We start from the raw sequence: 25,739 nt of genomic DNA, 5'->3' as shown, positions 1-25,739 counted from the left end.
CGTCAGACAGCGCGATCGACACAGCGGAGGGCCCAGGATGCGACACCATAAAAGGGTATCAACTTACCCTCGTGATTTGTGGCGCGTCACACTAGCGTTGCTTGTGGGGTGGGATCGTTGGCGCGGGAGGTCGGAATGCGGCAGTACCGGTGGGTCCTGGAGGTACAGGACGACGACGGCCACTGGTCCCGGCTGGACGGTGCTCCCCTGGAGAATCCGCTGGAGTACGACGGGCCGCCCCAGCGGGCGGCCAACCACCTGCGGGACGTGTTCGTGCGTTCACTCTCCCGGCCTGCTCCGGGCCCTCGGGCGGTCAGGATCCGGATCTGGGAAGGGGCCGATGCTGTGGGCGAGCCCGCCGCCGAGACCGAGTGGTCACGCGAGTGACCCACCCGGCCATACGTCAGGCCCGCTCTCGCGCGAGGAGACCGACGCTGTAGCCGTCGTCGTCCACGACCGGCCAGGCCTCCAAGCCGCGGATCCGCATGGCGGCCTGGGCCGTGCCGGCCGGCATGGACGTGTGCGCGAACGGGCCGCGGTCGTGGACGATGTCGTCCACGGAGGTACCGCCTGCGTAGCCCGCCCGGCGGTAGGGGCCGAGCTGTGCACTGGTCAGCAGGCCCGTGCATCGGCCGTCGTGTCCGCGGACCAGCATGTGGCCCACGTGGGCGCTGCGGAGGATGTCGATCGCGGTGTCGACGAGGACGTCGTCACTGATCTGCAGGTCCGGCAGGCTCATGCGGTCCTGGACCGTGTCCCGGTCGTCAATCGCGGCGACCGGGACGATGCCGCGGACCAGCACATCGTGCACCGTGTTGACGGATCCGTCCGGGAGCGGCTGGTAGGTGGTCATCAGTCCGTTCCTCGCACGATGTGCTCCGTCGGCCGGGTTGCCAGCAGGTCGCTGGCGGTGAGGGTGTTCGCGGGGTCGGCTGCGGCTGCCATCAGGTTGGCGGCCTCGGTTGGGCCGGTGTGCGGGGGGACCACCAGCAGGTCGAGGCGACCCGGTGCGTAGGAGCGAACCATGATCTCGTTGGGATCCTGTTCCTGCTGGAACCAGCCGGCATGGACGACGTGTCCGGCGACCGGGATCCGCGGGGGAATGCTGGGCCAGTGCGCGGGATTCAGGGTGACGCGGGTGACCCGGCCCCAACGGTTGTCCAGTTCCTCCGCCAGGGAGGGGAGTTCGGCGAGAAGGTCGTGGGACCGGGGCCACCAGGCGCCGTCGAGCCGGCCTGCGGTGGCGTCGTCCGGTGTGAGCGACAGGCGCAGTGGTGCTGGTGGTGTCCGTGGCATGGTCGTCTCACGGTCGAGGGTCACGTTCATGTCCCGGACCTGTCCCCGGGTCCATTCACATGGGCCCGGCCTTGTCGGTCTCCGGAGACGAAGCCGGTTCGGGGACCGGCCTGCGATGTGCCTTCGGTAGCTTCCAGGCTACTCCGGTGCGGCGCCCGACCCGTCACGGTCGCGGGGCAGGACCGCAGGACCCCCGCCGGTGGGAGCGGGCCGGGCGACGCGTCGTGCGACGGCCCCCGCGACCTGGCGAGGTGGGCGTTGCGACGCCGGTCCGACCGTAGCTCGGCCGTCCGGTCTCGGGGCGCGCGATTTGCCTGCCACCTGCGTGTTGGCCGAGGGGCACCGGCTGGGGGTGTGGTGGAGTGGGTGACTGTGGCAGAGGGTACCGATGGGGTGGTGGTGGACCGGTCGGAGGGGTTCGGTGAGCGGCTGCTCGGGGTGTTGCTGGACCGGGCGCACGAGATGCCGCCGCAGCTGCTCGCCCCGCTGATTGCCGAGGAGGTCGCCATCGTCGGGGGCCGGGAGGTCGCGGTCCTGCTGCAGGACTACGAGCAGCTGATGCTGGTCCCGCTGCCCGGGCGACGCCTGACGGTGGGGGAGCCCCAGCCCATCGACGCTTCCCCCGCCGGCGAGGCGTTCCTGCGCGTGGCGGCGGTCGAGGTGGCGCAGCCCGACGGGGTGCGGATGTACCTTCCGCTGTTGGACGGCAGTGACCAGGTGGGGGTTCTGGCCCTGACGCTGGATGCCGTGGACGACGACGACCGGCGGCTGCTGCTGCGGCTGGCCGGGCTGGTGGCCGACATCCTGGTCACCAAGAACGGGTACACCGACGAGTTCTTCAGGGCGCGTCGCCTCTCGCCGATGACGACCGCCGCGGAGATCCAGTGGTCGTTGCTGCCGCCGTTGACGGTGTCCACCCCGCAGGTCGAGGTCGCCGGGATCCTGGAGCCCGCCTACCAGGTGGCCGGCGACAGTTTCGACTACGCGCTGAACGGCGACGTCCTTCATGTGGCCGTGATCGACGCGATGGGCCACGGGCTGGACGCGGCGGTGATGGCGACGGTCGCCATCGGCGCCTACCGGCACTCCCGACGCTCCGACATCGGGCTCGCGGAGACGTATGCCTTCATGGACGCGGCCATCGCCGAGCAGTTCGGGCCCGAGCACTTCGTCACCGCGCACATGATGCAGCTGAACATCACCTCGGGGCACCTGCGGTGGGTCAACGCCGGCCATCCTGCGCCGCTGCTGATCCGCGACCATGACGTCGTCCAGCAGCTGAAGGGCCCCACGACCCTGCCGGTCGGCTTCGGCGGGGAGCAGCCGAGGATCAGCGAACAGCAGCTTCACCGCGGTGACCGGGTGCTCCTCTTCACCGACGGTCTTGTTGAGGAACACCTGGCCGGCGGCGAGCAGTTCGGCGAGGAACAGCTGATCGACATCGTCACCCGGGTCGGGCGCGCCGAGGTCGGCCTGCGGTCGACCGTGCGGGAACTGTCCCACACCCTGAAGCGGGAGCGCGGCGGCGCCGCCAGCGACGACGCGACGCTCTTCCTGGTCGAATGGCGCGGCGGCAGCGCCGACCACCTCGCCACGGCCTCCTGGGACGACGACCGAACCACCCCTCCCGGAGCAGCGGGCAGTACCCCGCACCAGGCCCCCACCAACTGACCCCGAAACAGCCCAGGGCCGCGCTGTCGCCCGGGCAGCGACGGTCGCTGCCTGGATGCGTCTGCCTCGGCCGCACGCGGCCTGGCCACGCGCCTGGCGGGCTCCCTTGCTGCTTTCCAGGCGGAGATGCTCGGGCGGATGGGCGCCGGCGTGTGCATCGGACGGGCCGGCGTACGGCGGCTCGGCGGTACGGTGGACAGGGAGCAGGTCCGCGTCTTCAGGAGCCATTCGCCGCGGACCGTGGAACCGGTCCCCCAGGGTGTTGTCCGATCCCCTGGCCGATTCCCGGCGGAGACTTCTCGCGGCGTCCCCGGGGACCGGGCCGCGCCATGTCATCGACGGCACTCGGCGCGATGACCGCCAGCGACCACCCGTCCGGCGGCCTGACCGCGCAGAGTGGCATTGCCGATGCCTAGCGTGATGCCATGAACAAGAACAAGACCAAGAACAAGCCCGCCCAGACGATCGTCGTGACCGAGGACCACGCGGACCCGGCCCGCCTGGTGGCGGAGCTCAAGCCGTCCGACGGTTCCCCCAAGTCCCGCCGGCCCGTCCACGCCCAGGACGAGGTGCTCCGGTTCGCCCGCGAGCACGCAGTCGACGAGAAGACGATCGACTGGAACAACCTCCAGGACCGCCTGCCCGCCCGCAAGGCCAAGGCGGCGGCCACCCAGCGGTAGCACCGCGCCGCGCCGCGGCTCCCAAGTCGGACCACCGGGAGCCGCGGCACGCCTCTGCCCGCGCCTGGGCTCCGCCTTGGAGGCAACGCCAACTGACCGCAGCCCTGCTCGCGGTCCTCGGTAAGGCCGGCCTCACGCCTGCGAACAGCCATCCGCCTGTCACCACGCCCGGCCACCGCCCCCGAGGACGGGCAGCCGAGAGAGGCAGTCCCGTGGACTTCCTGCACTTCCTCGACCTGGTGGCCGCCGACGTGGACGGCCCCAAGCCCAGTACCTCACCGCCGCCGGCCGCGCGATCGGCGACCTCGTCAAGGCCACCCGCGACACCCTCATCGGCCTGCGCCGCGCCCACGCCGAACTCACACAGCCGCCGATCCGCACTCCTACGCTGACCCGATGAACAGCGACAACACCGGCGCCACCGCCGACCTCGCGGACGCCCTGGACGACTTCACCGAGCGAACCGCCACCCCCAACGCCACCCGCAACATCCAGCTGACCGTCGCCGGCCCGCACGACCCCCAGCAGCGCACCACCCAGACGACGGCCCACGTCGCCGACCGGATCACCGCACTGCTGCGCGCCGAGCTCGACAAGCTCGACCAGGACCCGCGCCCCGACCACGACGACAGCGACGACCAGGGCTACGACCTCGGCGACACCAGCGAGTGGCTGGGCTGACCCGAACCGCTCAGCGCGCCGACCAGACCGGACACCCCGGGGCATGCCGCGTCCACACGATCACGCCACCGCCCTCGCGCCCCTCACGGCTGCGCACGGCCGCACAGCAGCCCACAGCAGCCGCCGGGACACCCTCCCAGCCCTCCCCGGTCCCAACAGTGCCGCGGTGGTGCGGGCGCTGGCGGAGGGCTGCTGGGCGGCGACCGATACGGCGCTGTTCCACGCCAGCGGGCCGACGCCGGAGCCGGCGGATGCGGGGTAGGGGCCGGCAGGGCGCGACAAGGCCCGCGCCGACGGGTGCCCCGTGCAGGCCGACGGGTGGCCTTGCGGCTGTTCGGCCTGCCGGCGCGGGCGGCGTTTGGGCGTTGGCTCCGACGGTGCGGAGGCAGTCGTAAGCTGGAAGGTCACCCGGTCGGAGCTGATTGCCAGGGGGTGTTGTCCATGGTTCGTTCCCGTGACCTGCAGACGCTCATCGACACTGTGGAGCCGGTGGCCGGCGGGATGCCGGTGGTCTCGGAGCCGGCGGCCCGCAGGGTGCTGTCGGTGGTGGCCTGCCATGCCCGCGACGCGGAGGACTGCCGGCTGCTCCTGCGGGCCCTGGGACTGATACCCGACGAGGAGGTGGGCCCGGTGGGTGAGGAGGCGGCGAGCCGCTGCTGCGTGGGGTGCGGTCGCCCCTTCGACCATCCCGGTGTCCGGCGCCGGGACCGGTTCTGCTCCGCCCGCTGCTACCGCACCGCCACCCCGACGGCCGGGTGACACCGCAAAACGGGGCGACCGTCGGGCCGTCCCGCACGGAGTGCCGTGCGGTGGGGGCCTGGCGTCGGGTGCCTCCCGGGCACTATGGCTGCGGTGAGTGCATGTCCAGGGATCGTCCGGCCGGGGGCCGGGTCGGTACGCGGGCGGCGGCCGAGGTCGAGGCGGCGATCGCCCGGCTGTCCAGCAGCCCGCAGCCGCTTCCTGTGCCCCTTCGGGGTGCACTTGCTGCCTATGAGTGGGTGGCTGGCCGGCGGCTGTTCGCGCCGGTCAGCGGGGCGCAGTTGCTGGATGAGGTGCCGACCGGGGCCCAGCTCGCCGGCGAGGAGCGGGCTGCTTTGAGGCGGGTGCATGATCGGGTGGGTATCAATCTGATGGAGCGGGACTTCGCGCTGGGAGCGCTCCGGGCGCTGGCCTGGCTGCTCGGATACACCGGCGATCGGCCCTGAGACAACCCCTGGCACCACCACTGGACGAGCACACGGACGACCACCGATGGACGACGACGGACACCGCCGAAGCGTACGGTCGGGGCCAGCAAGGGCTGGGAAGGTTCCGGTCGGGCCCGGCCGGGGCGGGTTGGGGGTGGCGGGGGCGCTACCGGGCCCGCTCCCCCGGGCAGACCTCGGCCAGCAGTTCCAGCAGGTAGTCCGTCACCAGTCCCGAATCCCCGGCCAGTACCCAGGCGTAGACGGCGGTGTGAGCCTGCGCGTCGATCCTTTGCAGGATGTAGGCGTCCACCAGGCCGTCGGCGCCCTCACGTCTACGGGCCAGGACCTGCAGGGGCCGGCCTTCCTCCTCGGCCAGGGCCTCGACGTCCTCGGTGTCCGGGCAGTTGCGGAGCTGGTACACCCACTGCGTTTGCATGCTGACCATTCTTCTCCTTCCTGTTCCGGCGTAGTCGTTCTGCCGTTGCGGCCGCGCTGCCGGTGCCCTGCGCCCGGCGGCCGGTAGCGTAGGCAGCACGCGCCCGCCGGCACCCGAGACACGCACACCTTGGGCCATCACCCGGCGGGCGCCACCACGCCCGCAAGCGCTCGCGGGGCGGCTTCCGGTGTGGGGCGGCAAGGCCCCGTGTGGGCCCGGCCGCCGGGGGATCCTGCGGCCTGGGGCGTCCGGGCCCGGCCGCCCCACGCCCGCTGCCGGCCCCAGACAGCCCTGCGAGCATGCCGCCGCCACCGCCCGCCCACAGAGCTGAGCCATCCGGCCACCTCTCCCGAGGGACGATCGCGCCACGGACGACAGCCCAGCCCCAGTGATGCGGCCCCGGGTGCAGCCGACGACACCGAATCCGGCGACGGGATGGACCCACCACTCAGTGCGCCGACCAGGCCGGGCACACATCCGCCTGAACTGTGACGCCGCCGTCCGCGCCACCTGACACCCGGTACGTCGTGGCGGCGGGGTTGTGCCCGTGCCGGCTACCGGGAGCCCGGCTGTTGGCTGCGGCTGTGGCGGGGGTCGAGTGCGTCGCGCAGGGCGCGCAGCTCGGCTATGGCGGCCTGTAGCAGGCGCAGGCCCCGCTGGTCCTGGTCCTGGTCCTGGTCCTGGTCGTGAACGGCTTCGGCGATGGCGGCCAGCAGCGACGCCTGCGTGCGCGGCGCGGGTGCGTGCACCGCGGGTTCGGCCTGTCGCCCTTCCATCCGTCGCCTCTCCTTCGTGGTGCCGCTCATCGTTTCGGGCCGCAAGGTGCGTGGCCCGTCCCATCGCGGGGCGAAGACTATCTTCCCGTGGGACACCGGAAAATCTATGCTGGCCGGAGTAGACATTACCCGGTGTCGTGATTAGTGTTTCTCTCGTAGCAAGCAGTCGAGCGGTACTCGCCAGACACGAACTGGCGGGCAGCAGGACAGAAGTGCGCAGGTCGGCACGGTGGTGGGGTTCTGAAGCCAGGGTTGGTGCAGTTCGGCGACAGGGCCGGCGGCCGGGCCGGGCGGCCCGCAGGTATCAGGGGCCGCCACCCAGCGGTACCGCAGTAGGTGCAGTACCCGGTAGGTCGAAGTTGAGGTTGGCATTATCGGCAGTCGCAGTACGCGGTATCCCGGTGAAGGCGCCCCGGCTGCGGGCGCGCGTGCTGGGAGGTCCGGGCAGTGGGGTTCCAAGCCAGGGAAAGTGCAGGACGGGCGACGGGGCTGGCTGCCGGACACGGTGACCTTTCGAGGCCACCACAGCAGTACCAGGCAGTTCGCGGTACAGCGGTACCGAGCAGTACCCGTGTTGAGAAGAACCAGCAGTACCAGGCAGTTCGCGGTACCAGTCCATTACGCACGCAGAGGATGAACGGAGGGGACAGAGCGCCATCAGGATCGCCCGGCCCGTGAGGCACGTTTGTCCGGGCGGAAACCGCAGACCCCCCAGTTACGAAGGACGGTGGTTTCCGGTCACGCATACGCGATCCCCGCACACCCCCTCCCCCGGGGCAGTGCGGAACTAAAGAAAGCCGGCCCGAGGCCGGCAGATGGTGATGTATCCCTTCGGGGCCCCGGAGCCGCAACGGCACCGGGGCCCCTCCACGCGTCCCCGACCCCTACACAGAAGAGGTGCAGTGACCACGGCAACCATCCGACCCCACAACCCCAGCCCCAACCCCGGCTCCAATTCCGGCTCCGACTCCTTCGACGACGACGACTACCCCGCCTACACCATGGGCCGCGCCGCCGAGATGACCGGCACCACCGCCGGCTTCCTGCGCGCCCTCGGCGAACACGGCCTCATCACCCCACTGCGCTCGGAGGGCGGCCACCGCCGCTTCTCCCGCTACCAACTGCGGATCGCTATGCGCGCCCGCGACCTCGTCGACCAGGGCACCGCCATCGACGCCGCCTGCCGCATCGTCATCCTCGAAGACCAACTCGAAGAAGCCCTGCGCATCAACGAACAACTACGCCGGTCTCAGCCCGGCCAGGAACCCGCAGCCGACACCTGACCCAGCCGCCCGGCGATACCGTTCCGTGGTCCCGCCGGGCCTCCGGTCGCTACGGTGGGAGTCAGCCCCGGCCGGCGGGCCGTCAGGTCACTCTCCCGCTTCACGGGCGCACCCCGGCCGCCAAGACCCGAGGACGCAAGGAGTACCCGGTGGCCGCTTCGGCAGAGTTCGACCCGCCCGACCTCGACGTCCGTCTTCGGCCGGGAGGGGACGACCTCGTGCTGGACGTGGTGGGCGACCTCGACCAGGACACCGGCCCGCTGCTGCACGCCACCGTGGCCAGGGCCCTGACCGGGCCTGCCATCCCGGGGGAACTGGTGATGGACCTGTCCCGGCTCAGGTTCTGCGACTCCGGCGGCCTCAACGCCCTCATCCGGGCCCACCGCAACGCCCGCGAAGCCGGCACGGAACTGCACCTGCTGAACCCGACCGCGCCCGTCGCGTTCCTGCTGCGCCGCACGGGCGTGGCCCGTGTGCTGCGCGTGAGCCCGGACCCTGCCGCGACCACCTCGGAGGCGGACGCCCCGTACGGGTGAGGCTGCACCGGCCCGCCGTACTCACCGCCCCAGGGCAGCCTACGGAGGTGATACTCATCGTATTGTTTGACCTCAGTGGGCTTCGGGGCAGTCCGCTGCAACCCAAGTAGCGGTGATGTCGTTGCACGTGACGATGACCGACCCGGGCCTGAAGGCCATCTCATGGGTGCAGCCCTGGTCGTGCGGAAGGACCTCGTCCAGGTTCAGCGTGCCGAGGTCGTCCCAAGTCGAGGGCTTGTTCGGAGTCCTGATCTGGACGGCCGTCACTCCCGCATACGAGATGACCAGGTCCTCGTCGTGCTTCCAGCAGTTGTGACGGAGGCGGAGGCCGAGGGCTTGCCCCTCGTGGAGGAAGGTCACCTGGTGGAGCGTCAGGTCCTTCACGCAGCGCCGCCCGGCGAACTGGTAGTGGCTCGGGTCGGTGGCGAAGGCCCTGGCGCCTGATGGCAGGCCGGTGCTCAGCGTAGGCAGAAGCTCAAGGTAGGGGCCAGGGTCGAGGACCCCGGCCAGTTCGCCGACTCGGGCATCGAGATCGACATACTTCATTGTTCACCTCCTGCGATGCTCCAGCGGCCAGCCCTTGGGCCGGCCCAGGGTGACATGCCGGCCGATAGCGCCGCTCGGGCATTTTCACCGTTCGTAGGACGTCAGAGCGGAGCCGGCCGATGGGCGAATTGATGCCGATCTCTCCTGTACCTCCCTGGCCGCGGTTTCGCTGGGAGTCTCACCGGGATGGAGCTGGCCGCCTGGAATCTCCCAGCCCAGCTTGTACGTGGGCCTCACCAGGAGCACGCGGTCGGCTTCGTCGAAGAACAGCACACCGGCGGCGGTGCGGGGCCGGGCAACGGCCTGGAGTGCAGCAGAGTCGCTCACGGCAACGACTGTAATCGCCCGTTCCGCTGGACCTACGCGGCCACCCCGCTCAAGGCCATCCCGCTCAAGGAGGCGGGCCGACCCGTGTCACCAACCCTCCGTAGTCAGTACGACCAGCGCTGCGGAGCGGTACGAGGAGGAGCGCACCGGCGCAGGCGCAAACCCCAGATTTCTGGGGTACCGGAGGGCGGCGCACCGCCGAAGACTGTGGGTATGGACACCATTGAGCAGAGCCGAATCGAAGAGAACCGGGAGATCGTGCGCGCCTTCATCGACGCGCTGTTCACCCAGGGCGACCTTGCAGCGGTCGACGAGTACCTCGCCGAGGACTTCCTCAACCACGACCCGCCGTTCGACGTCGACACCGGCCGCGAGGGCATGCGCCGGGCCGCTGCCGTGTTCCGCGACGCGTTCCCCGACTGGCAGGCCACGCCCGATCTCCTCATCGCGGAGAATGACCTGGTCGCGGAACACTTCAGCGCCACCGGTACCCAGCGCGGCGAACTACTCGGCGCGCCGCCCACCGGCCGCACCGTCACGCTGCGCGGGATCAACATCTTCCGGATCCGGGACGGCCGCATCGTCGAACGCTGGGGCCGACTCGACGAGCTGGGCTTCCTCCGCCAACTCGGACTCGCCCCGGACCAGGAGTAGCGTCGTGTTCGTGGCAAGCACGGCAGTGGAACGCCGGGTCGCCGACATCGAGCAGCGATGCCGAGGCGGGCTGGACGCCGCCGCCCTGCGTACCGAGGCGCTGAGCCGCCTGCGCCGGGTGGTACCGGCGGACGCGGTCTTCTTCGCCACTGTCGACCCGGTGACGCTGCTGTTCACCTCGGTGGCCGCCGACGACCCGCTGGGCTCCGCGACCGAGCCCTTCCTCGACAACGAGTTCGGACGTGCGGACGTCAACAAGTTCTCCGCGCTCGCTCGGGCGGCGGATCCGGTCGCCTCGCTGGACCAGGCCACCCGGGGGGACCGGTCGGGCAGCGCCCGCTACCGGGAGATCATGGCCCCACTCGGCCTCGGCGACGAGCTGCGCGCCGCGCTGGTCACCGGGCACCACTGCTGGGGTGTGCTGTGCCTGCACCGGGAGGACTCTCCCGCCGGCTTCACCGCCGAGGAGCTCGCCATCGTCCGGCGCATCGCCCCGCACCTGGCGGCCGGACTACGCCAGGCCGTGACCGCCGCGCCTGCCTCGGACACCGCCGCCCGTCCGGCCGGCGTGGGTCTGATCCTGCTCGACGCCGACCTCGGACTCGTCTCCATGAGCCCCGAGGCCGAACCATGGCTCGCCGACCTCCCCGACAGCGACCAGCCGCGTACCGGCCCGCTCCCGGTCACCGTCCACGCGGTGGCGGCCGGCCCGGTGCCCTCGACCGTCCGCATCCGCGGCCGCTCCGGGCAGTGGATGGCCCTGCACACCACGCGGGTGGGCCCGCAGATCGGCGTGGTGGTGGAACCGGCACGACCGGCGGAGCTCGGTGCCGTGCTGCTCAGTGCCCACGGGCTCACCGACGCACAGACCCGGGTCGCGGCCCTGGTCGTCCGGGGACGCTCCACCCGCGAACTGGTCGAGGAGCTCCACATTTCCGCCAACACCGTCCAGGAGCACCTGAGCGCCGTCTTCGACAAGTTCGGCGTCCGCAGCCGGCGCGAGCTCGTCGCCGCGGTGTTCGCAGACCTGGCCGGGTTTCAGTAGGCGGGGCTGCCGCCTCCACGAACCTCACGGCTCAGAACAACAACGAAGGCTGCTGGAGGTCAGCGGTGGGAGACGATCACCTTGTCCAGGTCGTAGCCGAGCAGGGCCGGAATGCGGACGTCGAAGTCGATGAGAGCAATGCTCAAGACCTGTGGATCGGTTCCGGGAAGGCTGCGGAGGGCGTACCTTCCCGAATGATCCTGTGATGGTCACCGAGTAGGCCCGCGTTCGCAGCGCGGGTCGGGAAGGCACGCCCGTGCTCAGCGTAGTCACCGACGACGGCTCCACACAGTCCGGCTCCCTGATCGACGAGATTGTGCGCGAGGGCGCCCGCCGGATGCTGGCCGCCGCACTGGAAGCGGAAGTCAACCAGTACATAGCCGAGTTGGCAGCCGAGACCGACGGGGCCGGCCGGCGTCTGGTGGTCCGCAACGGCCACCACCGGCCCCGGACCGTGGGAACCGCGGCCGGTCCCGTCGAGGTCAGGGCCCCGCGCGTTAACGACCGCCGCGTTGATGAAGAGACCGGCGAACGCAAGAAGTTCTCCTCGAAGATCCTTCCGCCGTGGTGCCGCAAGTCGCCGAAGACCTCCGAGGTGCTGCCGCTGCTCTACCTGCACGGCCTGTCGTCCGGGGACTTCTTGCCCGCGCTGGAGCAGTTCCTCGGCGGCGCGGCCGGACTGTCGCCGGCCACGGTGACCCGGCTGACCAAGCAGTGGGGCGAAGACCACGCCGCCTTCCAGGAGCGGGACCTGTCGGACCGGGACTTCGTCTACGTATGGGCCGACGGGGTGCACCCCAAGGTCCGGCTCGGCCAGGCCCACTCGTGCGTGCTGGTCCTGCTCGGGGTGCGACTGGACGGCACCAAGGAGCTGATCGCCCTGGCGGAGCGACTGCGGGAGTCCACCGAGTCGTGGGCCGACCTGCTGCGCGACTGCCGCCGACGCGGCATGCGCGACCCCGAACTGGTCGTCGGCGACGGCGCGATGGGCCTGTGGAAGGCACTCGCCGAGGTCTTCCCCGGCGCCCGCCACCAACGGTGCTGGGTTCACAAAGCCCGCAACGTCTCGAACGCCCTGCCGAAGTCAGCACAGCCGGGCGCAACTAAGGCGATGCAGGAGATCTACAACGCCGAGGACCGCAAACACGCTGAGCAGGCGATCGAGGCATTCGCCAAGACCTACGGAGCGAAGTTCCCCAAGGCCGTCGCGAAGACAACCGACGACCAGGAAGAGCTGCTGGCGTTCTACGACTTCCCGGCCGAGCACTGGATCCATCTGCGGACCACGAACCCGATCGAGTCGACCTTCTCCACCGTCAAGCTCCGCACGAAGGTCACCCGCGGCGCCGGCAGCCCAGCCGCCGCCCTCGCGATGGTGTTCAAGCTCGTCGAGTCCGCCCAGGCCCGCTGGCGCGCGATCACCGGAGCCCACCTGGTATCCCTCGTCCGGGCGGGTGCCACGTTCGAGAACGGCGTGCTGGTCGAGCGACAGGAGAAGGCTGCATGAATCAGCACGACACCTCGCAGCAGGAGGAGCCAACCGAGCACCTCCGCTTCCGGGACTACCTGAGCGAGCTTGAACAGGCCACCGAGGCCGACGAGGTCGACCTGGTCAGCGAAGTCCTCACCGACCCGGACCAGACGATGGCCCAGTCCGCCGTCGTGCGGCACCTGGACCGCCGAGCTGCCGACCTCCACTACGGGCCCGCCTACGAACCGTGGGCCGAGAAGATGACCCGGGCCACGACGCGCTATCCGTTCCTGACCCGGCGCCTGCGCGAATGGTCACTCTTCCGAGCCGTCACACTGCGGCAACCGTGGCGTCCGGACGCTCTGCTCGACTCATCCGACTGGCTCCAACTCAAGACGGCCGAAGCGTCGAACGCCGCCGCCCTCGAGATCCTCGCCGACAGCGGTCGCACCAAGCGGATCCGCAACACCGCTCGGATCAACCTGAAGCAGCAGAGCCGACGCTGATCGTCCTCAACTCATCTACAGATCTTGACTATTGCTCAGTCGATGACGGCAATGTCGGCAGGCGCGGAGTGCCCATGAGGGCAGGGGTCAGTCAACCTCCGCCCCGGTGATCAGCGCGTCGAGCACCGTACGCAACTCGGCCACTTCGGCGTGGGTGGGATCAACCGGTTCGTGGGACACGAGCGCAGCGGGGTTCACCACAGCGGTGCCACCCTCAGGGCCAGGTGCAGCGGTGACGCGGGCAAGGAGCGCGCCGTTGTCGGGCGGGGGTGTGCCGAGGCGACCGCTGAGCTTCCGCAGTGCGGCCGCGAGCGAGGGTTGCGGGAAGGAGACGTCCGCGGGGAGCAGCCCGGCCTGCTGGCTGTGGTCGTCGCCGCGGAAGTCCAGGGTCCAGTTCTCCCAGCCCGGCAATGGCCAGTCGTGGATGCCGGCCACGGTCTGCACTGCCCAGAGCGAGACAGAGCGGGCCTGCGGGTCGAAGTGGACGCCGCCGTACGGCATGTCTGTGGGCGGTGGGGTGGCCGCGGAGGCAGCGAGTAGGTCGATCAGGCCGGGGCCGTCGGAGACGTGCTCGATGGGCTCCCGACTGCTGCCCCACGCGCGAACGCTTCCGTCGGGCAGACGCAGGGAGACGACGGAGCTGGGCTCGGTGTTGTCGGTCTCCGCGAACCAGGATGGCTCGAAGGTCTCGAACCAGCCCGGCGGACGGGTCAGGTCCCTGCCGAGGCCGAGGTGGTGAGTCAGATCCCCCATGCCGTCGTGTGCGAAGCGCACGTCCCAACCGGGCCACGTCCGGGCCAGTACGGCGCGGGAGGCGAGGTGGTCGGCCCAGCTGTCCGCGAAGGCGAACCAGAGCAGGATCCGGCGGTCCTGGTCGACGAGTGCGGCGCCCTCGCACCACACGTCGTCGAGCCATTCCCCGGTCTCCCGGTTGGCGCGGAAGCAGCGTGTCGCCGCGGCCGGACCGGGCAGCAGATCGTCAACCACCCGGTTGGCGGCCCAGTGCGAGTAGTACCGCTGCCAGGTGCCGTTCTCGACCACCACGTACTGCGCTCGTGCTCCCATGATCGGTGAGGTTAGCGGCGCTGGACGACGGGCGACGAACACTTTTCAGGCGACGGTCTCGGCCGGTCTGCGGCGTCTCGGTGAGCGCCTCGATGATGACCTCCCGGCCGGTAGGGCCGACTGTGTGAGATCAAGCGCTGAATTCGAATCAACCAGAGTTCTTGACTAGGGCTCTCGTCGTTTCAGTTCGGGACGGGGGGCAGGGATCATGCGCCTCCGTGCTGGCAGTAGCTCGCGCGTGGTGCCTTCGCCTCCTGGTAGAGCTTGGCCAGCGGCCGGCAGGTCCCGCAGGCGCCCGACAGCGCAGCCGGAGCACCCACCGGTGCGAAGCACGAGGGAGTCGGCGATACCACCAAGGTGGTGAAGCCCTTCGACCCCTTCGACCCCTTCGGCGGCGAGGTCGATCTGGGAGACGCGGCAGACCTTGCAGATCGATGCCTTGCCGTCCGGATCGACGTGGAAAATTGCGTGGCCCGCGTGGCCGCCTGTGAATGCCTTCCGCTTGCGCAGGTGGTCAACGGACTGCGCAGGCAGGATTTCTGCGCCGCCGTAGATCGTTGGAGACATGTTCAGCACTCCACCCCGAAACTGGGTGGCTGCCGTCCAGGCGAAGCGCGCCGGTCACGGGGATCTCCACGGCTGCCAACGAGCCCATGCGGTCACCAGATGACGCGGGATGAAGTGGTGGTGGATCTGCTCTGAAAGTGAGCTCCTCCGCGGGATCATCGGCCACAACGCTTTCGTTCTGCGGACCGTTTCCCAGCAGGGCATGGGGCTCCGCCGCTCTTCGCGCCACCCGGCTCTCCAGGCCGTACAGCGCACCCGAGACCTGCTGGAAGCAGACGACGGCGATGACAGGCCGGCCGTACTGGGACCACCCCTGGGGGCCGGCACGCGCCACGGTCAATTCTCGTAGCGCCAAGGTGTTCTCTCGGCTCGATGACTGGAAGGGCGCCGCCGAGAACTTCGCAGCGGCCGACACCACCCGTCCGGCCACAACATGTGCGCGCACCTTCGTCCTGGCCCTGGTGACACAGGCCCAGCAGGCTGATCGCCGACGGCGGTATCGAGCAGGCATGCGGGACCTGGAGCTGCGCGCTTGATGCCATGGCCGAAGCGCAATCCGTCCGTACCCGCCGAGCGTCCTGGAGATACGCGAAAGCCTCTCGCAGTTCAGGAGCCGCGGCGTTGCGACTGCGCTCGACGAGCGCGCAGTTGGTTTCCTGGTCTGAAGGGACCGTTACGAAGGTTGTTGGCAGCCCTGGCCGACCCGCTGCTACGCCCGCTGCCAAAGAGCGGGGCAGCGGGCGACGGTGATGGCGCACGGCACCGTTATGACCGTCACCGACGAACGGCTCCTGAGACACGCGAGCCTCGGCATCAGGAAGCAATCCGGCACCAACACCTCGGCGACGATGCCGTGTCGGGCCGGGAATGGGGCGGCAGCCGGAGCTGCACAGCCCTGGCGACCGCAGCAGCACTAGGCCGTGGCAAGCCTCACACTCCACCTGGGTCCCCAAGCAACGGCTCCGTGCGGAGCGGAACACGGGACCGGCTACGAGTTCCCGAACCCCTGCACTCGTGCCGCGACTCGGGCTCCTCACTCGCTCCGTCTGAGCCCGCCGACGGGATGGCCGCTGCCGGGCGCATTCGCAAGCGCGGGGTGGATCAGCACCGCCGGCCCGGGCGACGCCGAGTCCGCGTGGATGTTGCGGGGGGGGCTGCCTCAGGCGTTGACATTGTCGAGGGGCCAGCGCGGCGCCGGGGATGGAAACAGCGCCCCGTCATCGGGTTGCGCGCCATCGGCCTGAGCCTTCGTCGTGGGACGCGCGCCGGCCCGGCTAGGGGTGCGGGTCTGCCCTGCGGGATGGGCGAGCAGGCGCCGGATGTCAGTTCGTTCCAGTCCGAGGCGGGTGCTGATCTCGTGCTCGCGGGCGCCAAGTTCGCGCATCCGGGAGACGATCTGGGCCTGGCGGTCCCGTACCCGTTGCCGGGCGGCTTGCGCTTCGGCGTTGAGCTGGTCGATGCGGGCGGAGATCTCGGCCAGTTCCTGGTCCGTCTCCTCCTGCACGATGAGGAATTGCTCGGCGCTGTCGAGGAGCTGCTGTTGCCGTTCGGCGAATTCCGCTGCGAGCAGGCGCGCCTGCTTGCGGGCTTCGACCATCGTGACTGCCTTGCGCGGCTTGTTCCGTGCCATGGTGCGTCCCTTCGTCGTCCGTGCCGGGTCACCGTGCCCGGCTGTTCCTCCGAGTGGACGGTTCGCGCAGGGCACGGGGGTAGCGGATCGAGGGCGCTGTCCCGCAGGGCGGGAAGTTCCCTCCTGGTGTGCCGCCAGGCGGGAACTGCATTCAACACCTCTGGCATCCACGGCCGGTGACGGCGGATGTTGGCTGTGTGCTCAGTGTCCAGAAGATGAGTCCGGGGGACGGCTACCGCTACTTCGAGCGGCAGATCACGTCCGGCGATCAGACGCGTCCTCATGGCTGCGCGATGAGCGATCTGCAGCAGCGCGCCGGGCTTCCGCCGGGCGTGTGGGTGGGACGGGCCTCGGCGCTCCTCGGTGTGAACGGGGAGGTGACCGAAGCGCAGTTGCGGGCGCTGTTCGGGGAGGGGCTGCATCCGCGGGCGGAGGAGATCACGGCCGAGGCGCTTCGGGCGGGTGCCCGGGCGAAGGCTGCTGTGGCGGCCGCGAAGTTGGGTACGGCGTTCTACCGGTTCGGGCTCGACTCATCCCCTGCGGGGGCGCTCGCCGGTGGCGAACCCGTTCCCGGGGAGGGCCGTGGTGGCCGTTCTGACGGGGCTGGGCATCGTGGGCGGGTCGCACCTGCGCGGCAGTCCACGGCGGCCTTCCATGCGGTCCTGCAGCCTCCTCCGAGCATTACGTTGCTGTGGGCGCTGGGCGAGGACGGGGTCCGGCAGGTCGTCGAGGACGCCCATGACGCGGCGGTGGCGGTGACGGTCCGGTGGATCGAGGATCATGCGCTGGCGACGCGCCGGGGTCATAACGGTCTGGTGCAGGAGCGGGTGACGACGGGTCTGGTCGGTGCGCAGTTTCGGCACTTCGACTCGCGTGCGGGGGACGCTGGTCTGCACGATCACGTCCTGATCGCGAACAAGGTGAGGTGTGCGGACGGGAAGTGGCTGTCCATCGACGGGAGTCATCTTCTGCCGCAGGTCGTCTGCGCGTCGGAGGTGTACAACGCCGAGGTCGTCCACCGGGTCTGCGTGGGCCTGGGAGTGGCGGTCCGGGCGCGGCCCCGGTCGGACGGGCGGCGCCCGGTGATGGAGATCGCGGGTATCGACGAGCGGTTGCTGGCCGCTTCACCGGCCCGCACGGCCGCCATCCGCAGGCGCCTGCCTGCCTTGCTGGATGCCTACCGGGCGAAGCACGGCCGTGAGCCGTCGCAGGCGACGCGCGTCAGACTGTTGCAGCGCGCCACTCTGGAAACCCGCCCGGCGAAGAAGCAGGCCGGGCCGCTCCCCACGTTGCGGGCGCGGTGGCGCGCGCAGGCGATCGCAAGGTTCGGCCGGCGGGCCGTCGACGGCATGCTCGCCGCTGCCCAGGACGCCGCGCGCACATTCGCAGCACTCGGCCGTCGCACCGACCGTGTCGACGTCCGTGCGGTGGCGCGGGCGGCCGTGGACACCGTCTCCATGCACCGGGCGGTGTTCGGCCGCCGCCACATCCTCGCGGAGGTGTACCGGCAGATCACGTACGCCTCGTCGGGCCTGGTGGATCCGTCGTACTGGGCCGAGCGGGTCACCCGGTTCGCTCTGGACGAGCTGTGCCTCGACCTGACCACGCCGGACCTGAACCCGTCTTTCGCACCACTGCAGCGGGCGGACGGAACGAGCGTCTTCCACGATCTCGGCTCCCGGCTCTTCACGACACCCGCGCTGCTCGCCGCCGAGGACGCGATCGTCGCGGCCGCCCGCACCAAACTCGCTCCGGCCTGCAGCACCACGGTCTTCAACCACCACCGGCGCCGCTTCACCGGCCAGCTGGACGCCGGGCAGGTGGACCTGGCGCGGGCCTTCGCCACCGGCCGCCGACAGGTGATCGCGGCCATCGGCCCCGCCGGAGCGGGGAAGACCGCCGCCCTCACCCTCGCCGTACAGACCCTCACATCGTCCAAGCGCCGGGTGATCGCGCTCGCGCCGTCCGCGCGTGCCGCCCAGGTCCTCGGCGAAGCCATCGGCCACAGCGCCGACACCATCCACCGCTGGCTCCGCCAGCAGCAACCCGGCACCCGTGCGCCTGCCCGAACAGGGGCGGCAGCGCCCTTGCGGCGCGGCGACACGGTGATCATCGACGAGGCCGGGATGGCCGCCACTGCCCACCTCGCGGAGATCGTCACCCTGGCCCGAAAGGCAGGCGCCCACGTCCGGCTGATCGGCGACCCCTCCCAACTCGCCGCCGTCGAGGCGGGCGGGATCCTGCGCCTCCTCCAGACCGAAGCAGGCGCCGTCCACCTCACCAAGGTGCACCGCTTCCGCACCCCCGGCGAAGCAGACGCCTCCCTCAAGCTCCGGGCCGGCACACCAGCCGAGGCGTTCACCTGGTACCGGCAGCAGAACCGGATCCACGCCGGCACCGAGGACGCCATGCTCGATGCCGCCTTCGCCGCCTGGCGGGGCGACATCGACGCCGGACGCAGCTCCGTGATGGCCGCTCCCACCCGTGTGCTGGTCGGTGCACTCAACCTCAGGGCGCAGAACGCGCTCCTGGCGGCCGGCCGTCTCGATGCGAACGGCCGCAGCGTGGCCCTGCACGACGGATCCAAGGCGCTCGTCGGGGATACCGTCGTCACCCGGCGCAACGAGCGTCGCCTCCTGTGCCTGGGAGGCCGGGACTTCGTCAAGAACGGTGACACCTGGAGGATCGAGAGGTTCACTCGCTCCGGTGGGGCCGTCGTCCGGCACACTCGTCACCGCGGCCGGCTTACCCTGCCCCCTGCCTACCTGGCGGGCGACACCGAACTCGGCTACGCGGCCACCATCCACCGCACCCAGGGCATGACCGTCGACACGACCCATGCCGTTCTGACCTCCCGCGCCACCCGCGAGGCCGCCTACGTCGGCGCAACGCGAGGACGGCTCAGCAACCGGCTCTACATCGGGCTCGGCGACAACGAAGGGCTCGACACCGCGCTGCTGCGCATAGCCACCAACAGCGATCACGTCCCCGGCGCACGCGAGACCATCCGCAGTCAGCAGGGCTCCCAGGGCATCGAGCAGCTCGCCGCGCAGTACGCGTACGTCGCCGAGCGAGCGACCGAGCTACGTCACCGGCGTGCACTTCACACGGTGCTGGGACATGACACCGCGGCCGCCCTGGGACCGGCCTTCACTGCCGTCACCCAGGCACTGACCCGGGCCGAACAGGCGGGGCTCACCGCGTGGGAGGTCCTCGCGCTCGCGCATCACACCGCCCCCGACGCCACCACCACAGCTCTCGCGCAGCGCATCGACCACCTCACCTCCAGCGCCGACCCGGCACACCCGCAGGGGCCCTGGACCGCAGCCCGAAGCGGACTGCTCACCCACCTCGCACGCCGCTACCCAGCGGCCGCACTCACCGCTCTGCGGGACGCCGAGGAACACCTCGATGCCCTGCCCGCCCCGATCCTCGCGCGTGGCCGCGCCCACCCCGCCTGGCCCCATCGCCCCTACGGACACCTCACCGAACCGCAACTTCGTGCCGCCCTGGACCGGCAGGCACGAACCGAACGCGCCACCTCCTCCGTCACTGCTCGCCGGTACGCCGCCCGAGCGGTCCAGGACGCGCTCGACCACGAACTGCGCCTGCGCTCCACCATGACTCGCCGTGACGTCGCCCTGGAAGACCGACAACGCCGCGCCGATGCATCCGCCATCACGCCACCGTCCGCCGCTCTGCGCCACGCGCTGCGCGCCGCCGCCCGTGACCGGGTCACTGCTGCTCGCCTGGCATGGCGGCAGGCCGTCGAGTTCAGCTCCCGCACCGCTGCCGCCGCCCGACGCCGGCCTCCTGGCGTCACTGACGTCCCGCGCTGGCTCGCACCGGCCGACGCGATCAACGACCCCTTCACACCCCCCGACTGGCGACTCCACCTGTGCCAACGCCGCGACGTGATCGACCATCATCTGCGCCGCCGCGGCGCCGAACTCGCCGCCAACCCACCCTCCTGGACACACCCACTGGGCCCACCACCCGACCGCAAAGACACACCCGCCCGGCGCGCCGACTGGGAACGCACCGCCGCCCTCACCGAGGCCTGGCGAACCCTCCACCACCAGCCCGAAGCCACCCTCGGAATCGGACACCGGCCCCCACCCACCACCGACCCGCGCGCCTGGGAAGAGCTCAAGGCGAGGATCGACCGCCTCACACGGCACAACCCCGCCCCCGACAAGAGTCCGGCAGGCAACTCCGGGAGCATCTCGGAGCGCCGACAGACCGGCACCCCAGCAAACAGGAGCAGCAACGTGGCCGAGCAACCAGCACTCCCCCGGTACCCCGGGGGCCGGCGGGACTGGATGTCCGTGATCCCCTCGCCCGCCCACGACGACCCGGAGCAACAGCACTTCCACCAGCGCCTCGTCACCGCCTGCGCCCGATGGCGGCTGGAGCACAACATCACCGGCCCCGACCCACTGGGCCCCGAACCCCACGACACCAGCCAGCCACAGTGGCAGCACCTGAGCACCGCACTCAACGAATACACCAACAGCCGATTCCGGGAACGCCTCGCCGCCTTGGCTTCCAAGAGGGTCACCGGCCACAAACCCCTCGCACCGGTGGTCGGCGAGCAACGCCGGTCACCTCGCAACTCCCCCCGTCGAGACACCCCCGCTCGGCGCCTGCCCGGAAACCCCCACGGGCCCCGACCCATTTGATGCGGCCCCAACCGTCACTCGAGCAGCCTCACCGCCCCCTCCCCTGGTCACGACGTAGCCGAGCAGCCCCTGCCCGGAGGCGGCAGCACGGCTGGTCATCAGCCTCCGCAGGCGCCAGCCCGCCAAGCCCCTTTCACCCTCGTTCAGGAACTCGACGCGATGCTCGAGGCGCATCCCCGGCCTTGCCCCACCCGTGGGGGAGGTCCTTCTATATGGGGACCGGATCATGGAGTAGTAGCGGGGGCGACCGGGTAGGGCTGCATGGTGCCCATCCAGCCATAGCCCCAGCACTCCCCCGGGCGGCGCGGCCGCTACCGGTGCTCAACCTCCCTTTCGGGGTCGGCGGCCAGGCGGAGAACGGTAACAAGCTCGGGCGCTGTCGGCCGCCGTGCAGGGTCAACCGTCAGACACGCCCGCACGCCATTCTCGAGGGCGGGGAACGGCCAGGGCCGCGATGTCTCCAGGGGCCGCATCCACCCGGCGACGGTGTCGGCGAGCAACCCGTCGCGGTCCACCTCAGGGCTCCGGTAGTCGGTCGGCGCGAGGCGAGTCCAAGCCCAGATCAGGGAGGCGCCGATCGCCCAGACGTCCGCCTCCGGCGTGAGGACGATGTGCTCCCCGTCGCCGACGGCGAGGGCGGCCACCTCCGGCGCGGTCGTGTGCGCTCGCCCGCCGCGGTGCACATAGAGCCGCCAGCCTGGCTGCCCTGTCCGGCGACGGCGCGATTCAGTTCCGCATCTGGTCCCACGCCGGCAGCCTCTACAGACACATGGGCCGACCCGGCGACGCCCTCGCCGCCAACGAGGTCGCCCGCAGTTTGCCGATCGCCCGCCGAGACCCGCTGTTCACATCCCTCGGCCATGCCCGCCAGGCAGCCATCCACGGACCGACCGACGAGGCCACCGCGGTACAACGCTCCCTCGGCGAGGCGCGAGACGTACTCGACCGGGCCCAGCCCGGCTTCACCCGTCCCGTCTGGCTCACCGCCCACTACGACCAGGCCACACTCGACTCCCTCGCCCTCGCTGCCTACCTACCCCTGGGCCGGTACGACGACAACGAGGCCCACGCCCACCGGAGCCTCGCCCTCCTGCGCCCTCACATGCAACGAAGCCGGGCGATCACGCAGGCACGCCTCGCCCGCGCCCAACTCGGACAGAGCGACCTCGAACCGGCCGTCAACACCGCGATGAGCATCCCTACCGGCCTCTGTGCACACCCCCGCGTGGCCGGGATGCTCAACCGCTTCGGCGCCTCGCTCAACGCCCTGGCGCCCGGCAGCAGTCATGCGCAACGGTGGGACCAGTACGCCCACGACACCCAGGGAATCACGTGACCGACATAGAGCTACGAATCCATCCACGGCTCACCGCGCCGGTCCGCCGGACCCTGATCGAGGTGTACTCCGACGTCCGGGCGCCGCTGCTCCACCTGCCCAACTACGCAGTCACCGCCTTCGCGGGACGCCTCGACCGGCACAGCTCCGAACCCGGCTTCGAGGCCGTCATCGGCTACGACGCAGGCCAACCCATCGGCTACGCCTACGGCAACACCATCGAGCACGGCGACCCCTGGTGGAGCCGCATGAGCAGGCCGACACCCGGCCAGATCACGGCCCGCCCCACACTGGCGCTGAAGGAGATCGGGGTGCGCACCCGCTGGCGCGGCACCGGTGTGGCCCGCCGCATCCACGACGAGCTACTGGCCGGGCGTAGCGAGGAGCAGGTGGCGCTCATGGTCAACCCGGCAGCCGGCGACGGCAAGGTCGCAGCGCTCTACCAGGCGTGGGGCTACGAGCCCGTCAACGAGGTACGGCCCACTCCCGAGGCGCCCCCACTGATCGTGATGATCCGGCCGATCCTCTCGTAGGCAGCGCGCCCCGCCGGCTGTGAGACCCGGCCTGGCCAACTGCCTGGGGTATGAGGTCGACAAGGAGAAGCCGGGTCAGTAGCGGCAGCTCCTGTGGTCGCGCAGCAGGTGTCACGTGGCCTTGAGCGCCTTGATGAGCTGCGCGGCTTCTTGCCGTGCGGCGCCGATGCGGGGATCGCCCGGGTGGGCGTTTGGCCCGGCGAACTTCGCGAAGACGAACAACGTCATCACCTTGCCGTCCCGGCTCTCCAAGTCCCGGTGCCGCTCCTGCCGCACCCGGTCGACGAGCGCCGGAACGGCAAGCGAGGCGCCCAGAAGAGAGGCGGAGTCCAGGCCACGCGGTGCGTTCCCCCAGTCCTCCCAGTCGAACAGGCAGAACTGCGGGCCCGTGACGTTCGCCCAGTTCAGATCGGCGTGCGCGGGCAGCCATGCCCGGATCACGGTGTCGGCCTCGGGCCGAAACGCCGCCCGGATGGTCCTGTCCACCAGAGCCTGCGTGATCAGCTCCGTGTCGGGTGTCGCGATCCGTGCTGTTCGCTGTCCGGCGAGGGCGTCCAGTGAGGCGTTGAGGTCACGCCACCATCCCTCCGGGAGCTGCGGGTCGGTGGCGAGGACGGCGGTCCCCACCGGATGCCCCGGTAACAGGGTCGTCTCATCGGCCCGCCACATCGTCCCGTCTGTGAGGTCCTTCCAGGCCACCGACTTCAGCCACCGCGGCTTGGCGATACCGGTCAGCGCCTCCGCGCACTCGGCCCCGTCTCATCCGTGCTCCCGCAGCCTGGCCAATTGGCGACACTCGATGCGTACCCAGGTTCCCCGGTCCGTTCGCGCCCCGACGGAACGACGCTTCCGCACCACCGTCGCCCGGTCGAACTCGACTCCCAGTCCCTGCTCGGCGCAGCTGAGCACCCCTTCGACCGGATCGACACGAAGGTCCACATCCCCTCCACTGGTTGCTGAGAGGGCCATGCCCCGACCCGTTCATGCCGCAAGAGGATCTTTGTGCCCGGGGGGCCATGGCGATGCCGGCCAGCGCAGCCGCAGTCTCCCTGCCGGACCAGCCCTGCTGCCGGGCACGCGACCATGGGCACCGCCTTCACCCGGACCCAGAGTCCTCGGTCGGTTCTGGCGCCGACTGTTCAGCGCTTTCGCACCAGTGTCGTTCTCTCCAGCCTCACGTCGAGGCGTTGCTCCACCATCGCCAGCACGTGTTCGGCAGGCTCCTGTCGAAGGTCCACCGTTATCGCACGAGTTCGGGGGCGGCATCGCGCGGCGGTGTGATGCCGGTCAGTTCCCGTGCCCGGCCGGCAAGGGGGACCGCGAGTTCCGGGTACCAACCGCGCGCGACGGCCTGGAGCATCTCGGCGATGGCCACCAGCTCGCCGATGCGACCGCCCGGGCTGTTCAGGACCGCAGCGAATTCGTGGCGGATCCGGGCAGCGACGGCCGGCACGAACAGGCTGTTCGCGTGGAGCATGCCGGGGTCGAAGCCGACGGGTACGAGGCCCCAGCGCTCCCAGTCGAGGATGGTCAGCGTTGGCCAGGTCAGGTTTCCCCAGTGGTAGTCGCCGTGTCCGGCGACCCGTTCCACCTTCTCGGGTGCAGGGATGCCGAGGTACTGGGGGAACGCTGCCCGGATCCAGGCGTCCCGGACGGTGATCTTGGTTGTCTCGGCCGCGCTCAGATGCTCCGTCGCCGTCCGTAGGGCTCGCCACCAGTCGTCGGGGATGTCCGGGTCGGTCACGAGGTCAGGGCGGGACGAGACGACTGGGTCGGTGATGTAGTCGATCAGGTCGGCCCGGTAGCCGTGCTCTCCGTCCGTCCAGTCGAGGATGCCGTGTAGCCGCGGCCGAGGAACATCGTCCGGCACGAGGGCCTCCGCCCCGACGATGCCTTCCCCCTGCCGGCGGGCGCGGGCAGAGGCGGAGGCGGAGGCGGCAACGCGAAGCCACCGGTCGCCGGCCTGGCGGCCGATCGTGTGCCCGGCAAACCCCCATACGGGACTTCCGGTGCAGGTGAGGTCCATGAGGGTGGCTGCCGTGCTGTGCGCGGCCTCCATGCGAATGCGCGTGGGCTCATCGGGGGGCGACTGCACGGATCACGCTCCTGAGTCGATCGGTGTCCAATGGACTGGCGACGGCCGCCAGTGCATCCTGCCAGTGCGCCCTACTGCTCGTGGACAGAAGCACGACGTCCAGGCCTGGGCAGGAAGCGGCTACCAGCAGGGCGGCCGTGGCGGCGGTCAACCCTGGCCCGACGAGGTTCACCAGTTCGGGCGTCATCAGGCCCGGCAGCTCACCTCCGTGCAGGGGTGCGGAGCCGAAGGTGGTGATCCCCTCGGCGCTGGCCTGGGCGAGCGGCCCTGCCCTCCCGTCGAGGGCCTGGGCGATCGGATCAACCATGACGAGGCTCACCGGGCCGCAGAAATGGCCCTGGTCGTGGTAGCGGCTCTGGTAGGGGCAACCGCCTTGGTCAAGGTCGCCATGGTCGCGGTCAAGTCCACCCGGGTGGCAAGCCGGGTCGGGTCGGCCGTGAAGGTTACCCGAGCACTGGGCCCCAAAACCTGGGGAGGGATCAAGCGCGCCGGATCAGCAACTGCGGCGGGGGCGCGGGCAACCGGCAGGGGTGTACGAGCCACGGCCAAGTGGGGCTACGCGAATCGCTGGACCGCCCAGGATACTGCCAGGACGTACGCCGGACGCGGCGGCGCGACCGGAGCGGCCGTAGGACTGGGCCCAGGGCGGCGTCGTTCAGGCAATCTGTCCGGTTTGATCACATGATGCCGAGGGTGGAGAGCGGGCGGCGGGGGTCGCGGGCATGGTGACGGAGTC

26 protein-coding genes and 2 pseudogenes are annotated in these 25,739 nt (G+C 70.5%); 15 read left to right on the top strand and 13 right to left on the bottom strand.

The window, feature by feature from the left end; all coding sequences use genetic code 11:
* Positions 1–135: 135 nt before the first annotated feature.
* Complete coding sequence (locus ACFTWP_RS39445) at positions 136–387, top strand: hypothetical protein (protein ID WP_380269999.1); 252 nt, start codon at positions 136–138, stop codon at positions 385–387.
* Positions 388–403: 16 nt separating this feature from the next.
* On the opposite strand, the gene ACFTWP_RS39440 is transcribed toward ACFTWP_RS39445, so the two are convergent.
* The gene (locus tag ACFTWP_RS39440) at positions 404–853 is read right to left on the bottom strand and encodes a CBS domain-containing protein (protein WP_380269998.1); all 450 of its coding nucleotides are present in this window, start codon (positions 851–853) and stop codon (positions 404–406) included.
* Positions 853–1,326: a DUF5994 family protein gene (locus ACFTWP_RS39435; protein WP_380269997.1), complete on the bottom strand. Its 474-nt coding sequence runs from the start codon at positions 1,324–1,326 to the stop codon at positions 853–855. The genes ACFTWP_RS39440 and ACFTWP_RS39435 overlap by 1 nt, the downstream gene beginning before the upstream one ends.
* Positions 1,327–1,662: 336 nt before the next feature.
* Between ACFTWP_RS39435 and ACFTWP_RS39430 the strand changes: the two genes are divergently transcribed.
* The 5 genes from ACFTWP_RS39430 (at position 1,663) to ACFTWP_RS39410 (ending at position 5,533) form a co-directional block, all read left to right on the top strand.
* A complete protein-coding gene (locus tag ACFTWP_RS39430; RefSeq protein WP_380269996.1) occupies positions 1,663–2,967 on the top strand; it encodes a PP2C family protein-serine/threonine phosphatase in 1,305 nt (434 codons plus the stop codon).
* Between the two features lie 425 nt (positions 2,968–3,392).
* The gene (locus tag ACFTWP_RS39425; protein ID WP_380269995.1) at positions 3,393–3,647 is read left to right on the top strand and encodes a hypothetical protein; all 255 of its coding nucleotides are present in this window, start codon (positions 3,393–3,395) and stop codon (positions 3,645–3,647) included.
* Positions 3,648–4,043: 396 nt separating this feature from the next.
* Positions 4,044–4,328 (top strand): hypothetical protein, encoded by a 285-nt coding sequence (locus ACFTWP_RS39420; protein ID WP_380269994.1) that lies wholly within the window; start codon positions 4,044–4,046, stop codon positions 4,326–4,328.
* A 441-nt stretch (positions 4,329–4,769) separates the two neighbouring features.
* On the top strand, positions 4,770–5,087 hold the full coding sequence (locus ACFTWP_RS39415) for a hypothetical protein (RefSeq protein ID WP_380269993.1): 318 nt from the start codon (positions 4,770–4,772) through the stop codon (positions 5,085–5,087).
* Positions 5,088–5,188: 101 nt separating this feature from the next.
* Complete coding sequence (locus ACFTWP_RS39410) at positions 5,189–5,533, top strand: hypothetical protein (protein ID WP_380269992.1); 345 nt, start codon at positions 5,189–5,191, stop codon at positions 5,531–5,533.
* Between the two features lie 148 nt (positions 5,534–5,681).
* Here ACFTWP_RS39410 and ACFTWP_RS39405 read toward each other — a convergent pair whose 3' ends face one another.
* Positions 5,682–5,960 carry a hypothetical protein gene (locus ACFTWP_RS39405; protein ID WP_380269990.1) on the bottom strand — a complete coding sequence of 93 codons (279 nt, stop codon included), beginning with the start codon at positions 5,958–5,960 and terminating at the stop codon, positions 5,682–5,684.
* 545 nt (positions 5,961–6,505) lie between these two features.
* Positions 6,506–6,727, bottom strand: coding sequence for a hypothetical protein (locus ACFTWP_RS39400; RefSeq protein ID WP_380269989.1), 222 nt, complete (start codon positions 6,725–6,727; stop codon positions 6,506–6,508).
* Between the two features lie 1,001 nt (positions 6,728–7,728).
* Here ACFTWP_RS39400 and ACFTWP_RS39395 point away from each other — a divergent pair.
* Positions 7,729–8,010, top strand: a complete 282-nt coding sequence (locus ACFTWP_RS39395) for a MerR family transcriptional regulator (protein ID WP_380270000.1) — start codon at positions 7,729–7,731, stop codon at positions 8,008–8,010.
* Positions 8,011–8,159: 149 nt separating this feature from the next.
* A complete protein-coding gene (locus tag ACFTWP_RS39390) occupies positions 8,160–8,546 on the top strand; it encodes an STAS domain-containing protein (protein WP_380269988.1) in 387 nt (128 codons plus the stop codon).
* 72 nt (positions 8,547–8,618) lie between these two features.
* On the opposite strand, the gene ACFTWP_RS39385 is transcribed toward ACFTWP_RS39390, so the two are convergent.
* Positions 8,619–9,092 (bottom strand): hypothetical protein, encoded by a 474-nt coding sequence (locus tag ACFTWP_RS39385; RefSeq protein ID WP_380269987.1) that lies wholly within the window; start codon positions 9,090–9,092, stop codon positions 8,619–8,621.
* Between the two features lie 84 nt (positions 9,093–9,176).
* Entirely contained in the window at positions 9,177–9,419 is a 243-nt protein-coding gene (locus ACFTWP_RS39380) for an NUDIX domain-containing protein (protein WP_380269986.1), read from the bottom strand.
* Between the two features lie 213 nt (positions 9,420–9,632).
* Between ACFTWP_RS39380 and ACFTWP_RS39375 the strand changes: the two genes are divergently transcribed.
* The 4 genes from ACFTWP_RS39375 (at position 9,633) to ACFTWP_RS39360 (ending at position 13,095) form a co-directional block, all read left to right on the top strand.
* Positions 9,633–10,073, top strand: a complete 441-nt coding sequence (locus ACFTWP_RS39375; RefSeq protein ID WP_380269985.1) for an ester cyclase — start codon at positions 9,633–9,635, stop codon at positions 10,071–10,073.
* 10 nt (positions 10,074–10,083) lie between these two features.
* Positions 10,084–11,118, top strand: a complete 1,035-nt coding sequence (locus ACFTWP_RS39370) for a LuxR C-terminal-related transcriptional regulator (protein WP_380269984.1) — start codon at positions 10,084–10,086, stop codon at positions 11,116–11,118.
* Positions 11,119–11,374: 256 nt separating this feature from the next.
* A complete protein-coding gene (locus ACFTWP_RS39365) occupies positions 11,375–12,625 on the top strand; it encodes an IS256 family transposase (protein WP_380269983.1) in 1,251 nt (416 codons plus the stop codon).
* Positions 12,622–13,095 carry a hypothetical protein gene (locus tag ACFTWP_RS39360; protein WP_380269982.1) on the top strand — a complete coding sequence of 158 codons (474 nt, stop codon included), beginning with the start codon at positions 12,622–12,624 and terminating at the stop codon, positions 13,093–13,095. The genes ACFTWP_RS39365 and ACFTWP_RS39360 overlap by 4 nt, the downstream gene beginning before the upstream one ends.
* 87 nt (positions 13,096–13,182) lie before the next feature.
* Here the strand turns inward: ACFTWP_RS39360 and ACFTWP_RS39355 are convergent, their stop codons facing one another.
* From ACFTWP_RS39355 to ACFTWP_RS39345, 3 genes and pseudogenes are all read right to left on the bottom strand, one after another.
* A complete protein-coding gene (locus tag ACFTWP_RS39355; RefSeq protein WP_380269981.1) occupies positions 13,183–14,160 on the bottom strand; it encodes a hypothetical protein in 978 nt (325 codons plus the stop codon).
* A 206-nt stretch (positions 14,161–14,366) separates the two neighbouring features.
* Positions 14,367–14,730: pseudogene (locus tag ACFTWP_RS39350) on the bottom strand (radical SAM protein); the annotation flags it as partial.
* Positions 14,731–15,886: 1,156 nt separating this feature from the next.
* Positions 15,887–16,357 (bottom strand): hypothetical protein, encoded by a 471-nt coding sequence (locus ACFTWP_RS39345; RefSeq protein WP_380269980.1) that lies wholly within the window; start codon positions 16,355–16,357, stop codon positions 15,887–15,889.
* 128 nt (positions 16,358–16,485) lie between these two features.
* Between ACFTWP_RS39345 and mobF the strand changes: the two genes are divergently transcribed.
* Positions 16,486–21,039 carry a MobF family relaxase gene (gene mobF, locus ACFTWP_RS39340; RefSeq protein ID WP_380269979.1) on the top strand — a complete coding sequence of 1,518 codons (4,554 nt, stop codon included), beginning with the start codon at positions 16,486–16,488 and terminating at the stop codon, positions 21,037–21,039.
* 311 nt (positions 21,040–21,350) lie between these two features.
* Here the strand turns inward: mobF and ACFTWP_RS39335 are convergent, their stop codons facing one another.
* The gene (locus tag ACFTWP_RS39335) at positions 21,351–21,683 is read right to left on the bottom strand and encodes a hypothetical protein (protein WP_380269978.1); all 333 of its coding nucleotides are present in this window, start codon (positions 21,681–21,683) and stop codon (positions 21,351–21,353) included.
* Between the two features lie 125 nt (positions 21,684–21,808).
* Here ACFTWP_RS39335 and ACFTWP_RS39330 point away from each other — a divergent pair, with 125 nt between their 5' ends.
* Both ACFTWP_RS39330 and ACFTWP_RS39325 read left to right on the top strand, forming a co-directional pair.
* Entirely contained in the window at positions 21,809–22,375 is a 567-nt protein-coding gene (locus tag ACFTWP_RS39330; protein WP_380269976.1) for a hypothetical protein, read from the top strand.
* Positions 22,372–22,908: a GNAT family N-acetyltransferase gene (locus tag ACFTWP_RS39325; RefSeq protein WP_380269975.1), complete on the top strand. Its 537-nt coding sequence runs from the start codon at positions 22,372–22,374 to the stop codon at positions 22,906–22,908. Before ACFTWP_RS39330 ends, ACFTWP_RS39325 begins: the two co-directional genes overlap by 4 nt.
* A 111-nt stretch (positions 22,909–23,019) precedes the next feature.
* On the opposite strand, the pseudogene ACFTWP_RS39320 reads toward ACFTWP_RS39325, so the two are convergent.
* The 3 genes and pseudogenes from ACFTWP_RS39320 to ACFTWP_RS39310 all read right to left on the bottom strand — a co-directional run bounded on the left by ACFTWP_RS39320 (position 23,020) and on the right by ACFTWP_RS39310 (position 25,310).
* A pseudogene (locus ACFTWP_RS39320) lies at positions 23,020–23,877 on the bottom strand (hypothetical protein).
* A 271-nt stretch (positions 23,878–24,148) separates the two neighbouring features.
* Positions 24,149–25,003: a phosphotransferase gene (locus tag ACFTWP_RS39315; RefSeq protein WP_380269974.1), complete on the bottom strand. Its 855-nt coding sequence runs from the start codon at positions 25,001–25,003 to the stop codon at positions 24,149–24,151.
* Positions 24,984–25,310 carry a hypothetical protein gene (locus ACFTWP_RS39310; protein WP_380269973.1) on the bottom strand — a complete coding sequence of 109 codons (327 nt, stop codon included), beginning with the start codon at positions 25,308–25,310 and terminating at the stop codon, positions 24,984–24,986. The genes ACFTWP_RS39315 and ACFTWP_RS39310 overlap by 20 nt, the downstream gene beginning before the upstream one ends.
* Positions 25,311–25,739 lie beyond the last annotated feature (429 nt).

Origin of the sequence: Kitasatospora sp. NPDC057015 (assembly GCF_042673745.1) — a bacterium.
Lineage (GTDB): Bacteria > Actinomycetota > Actinomycetes > Streptomycetales > Streptomycetaceae > Kitasatospora.
The sequence above is the reverse complement of the archived record's forward strand: the minus strand, read 5'-3'. Positions and strand labels throughout refer to the sequence as shown.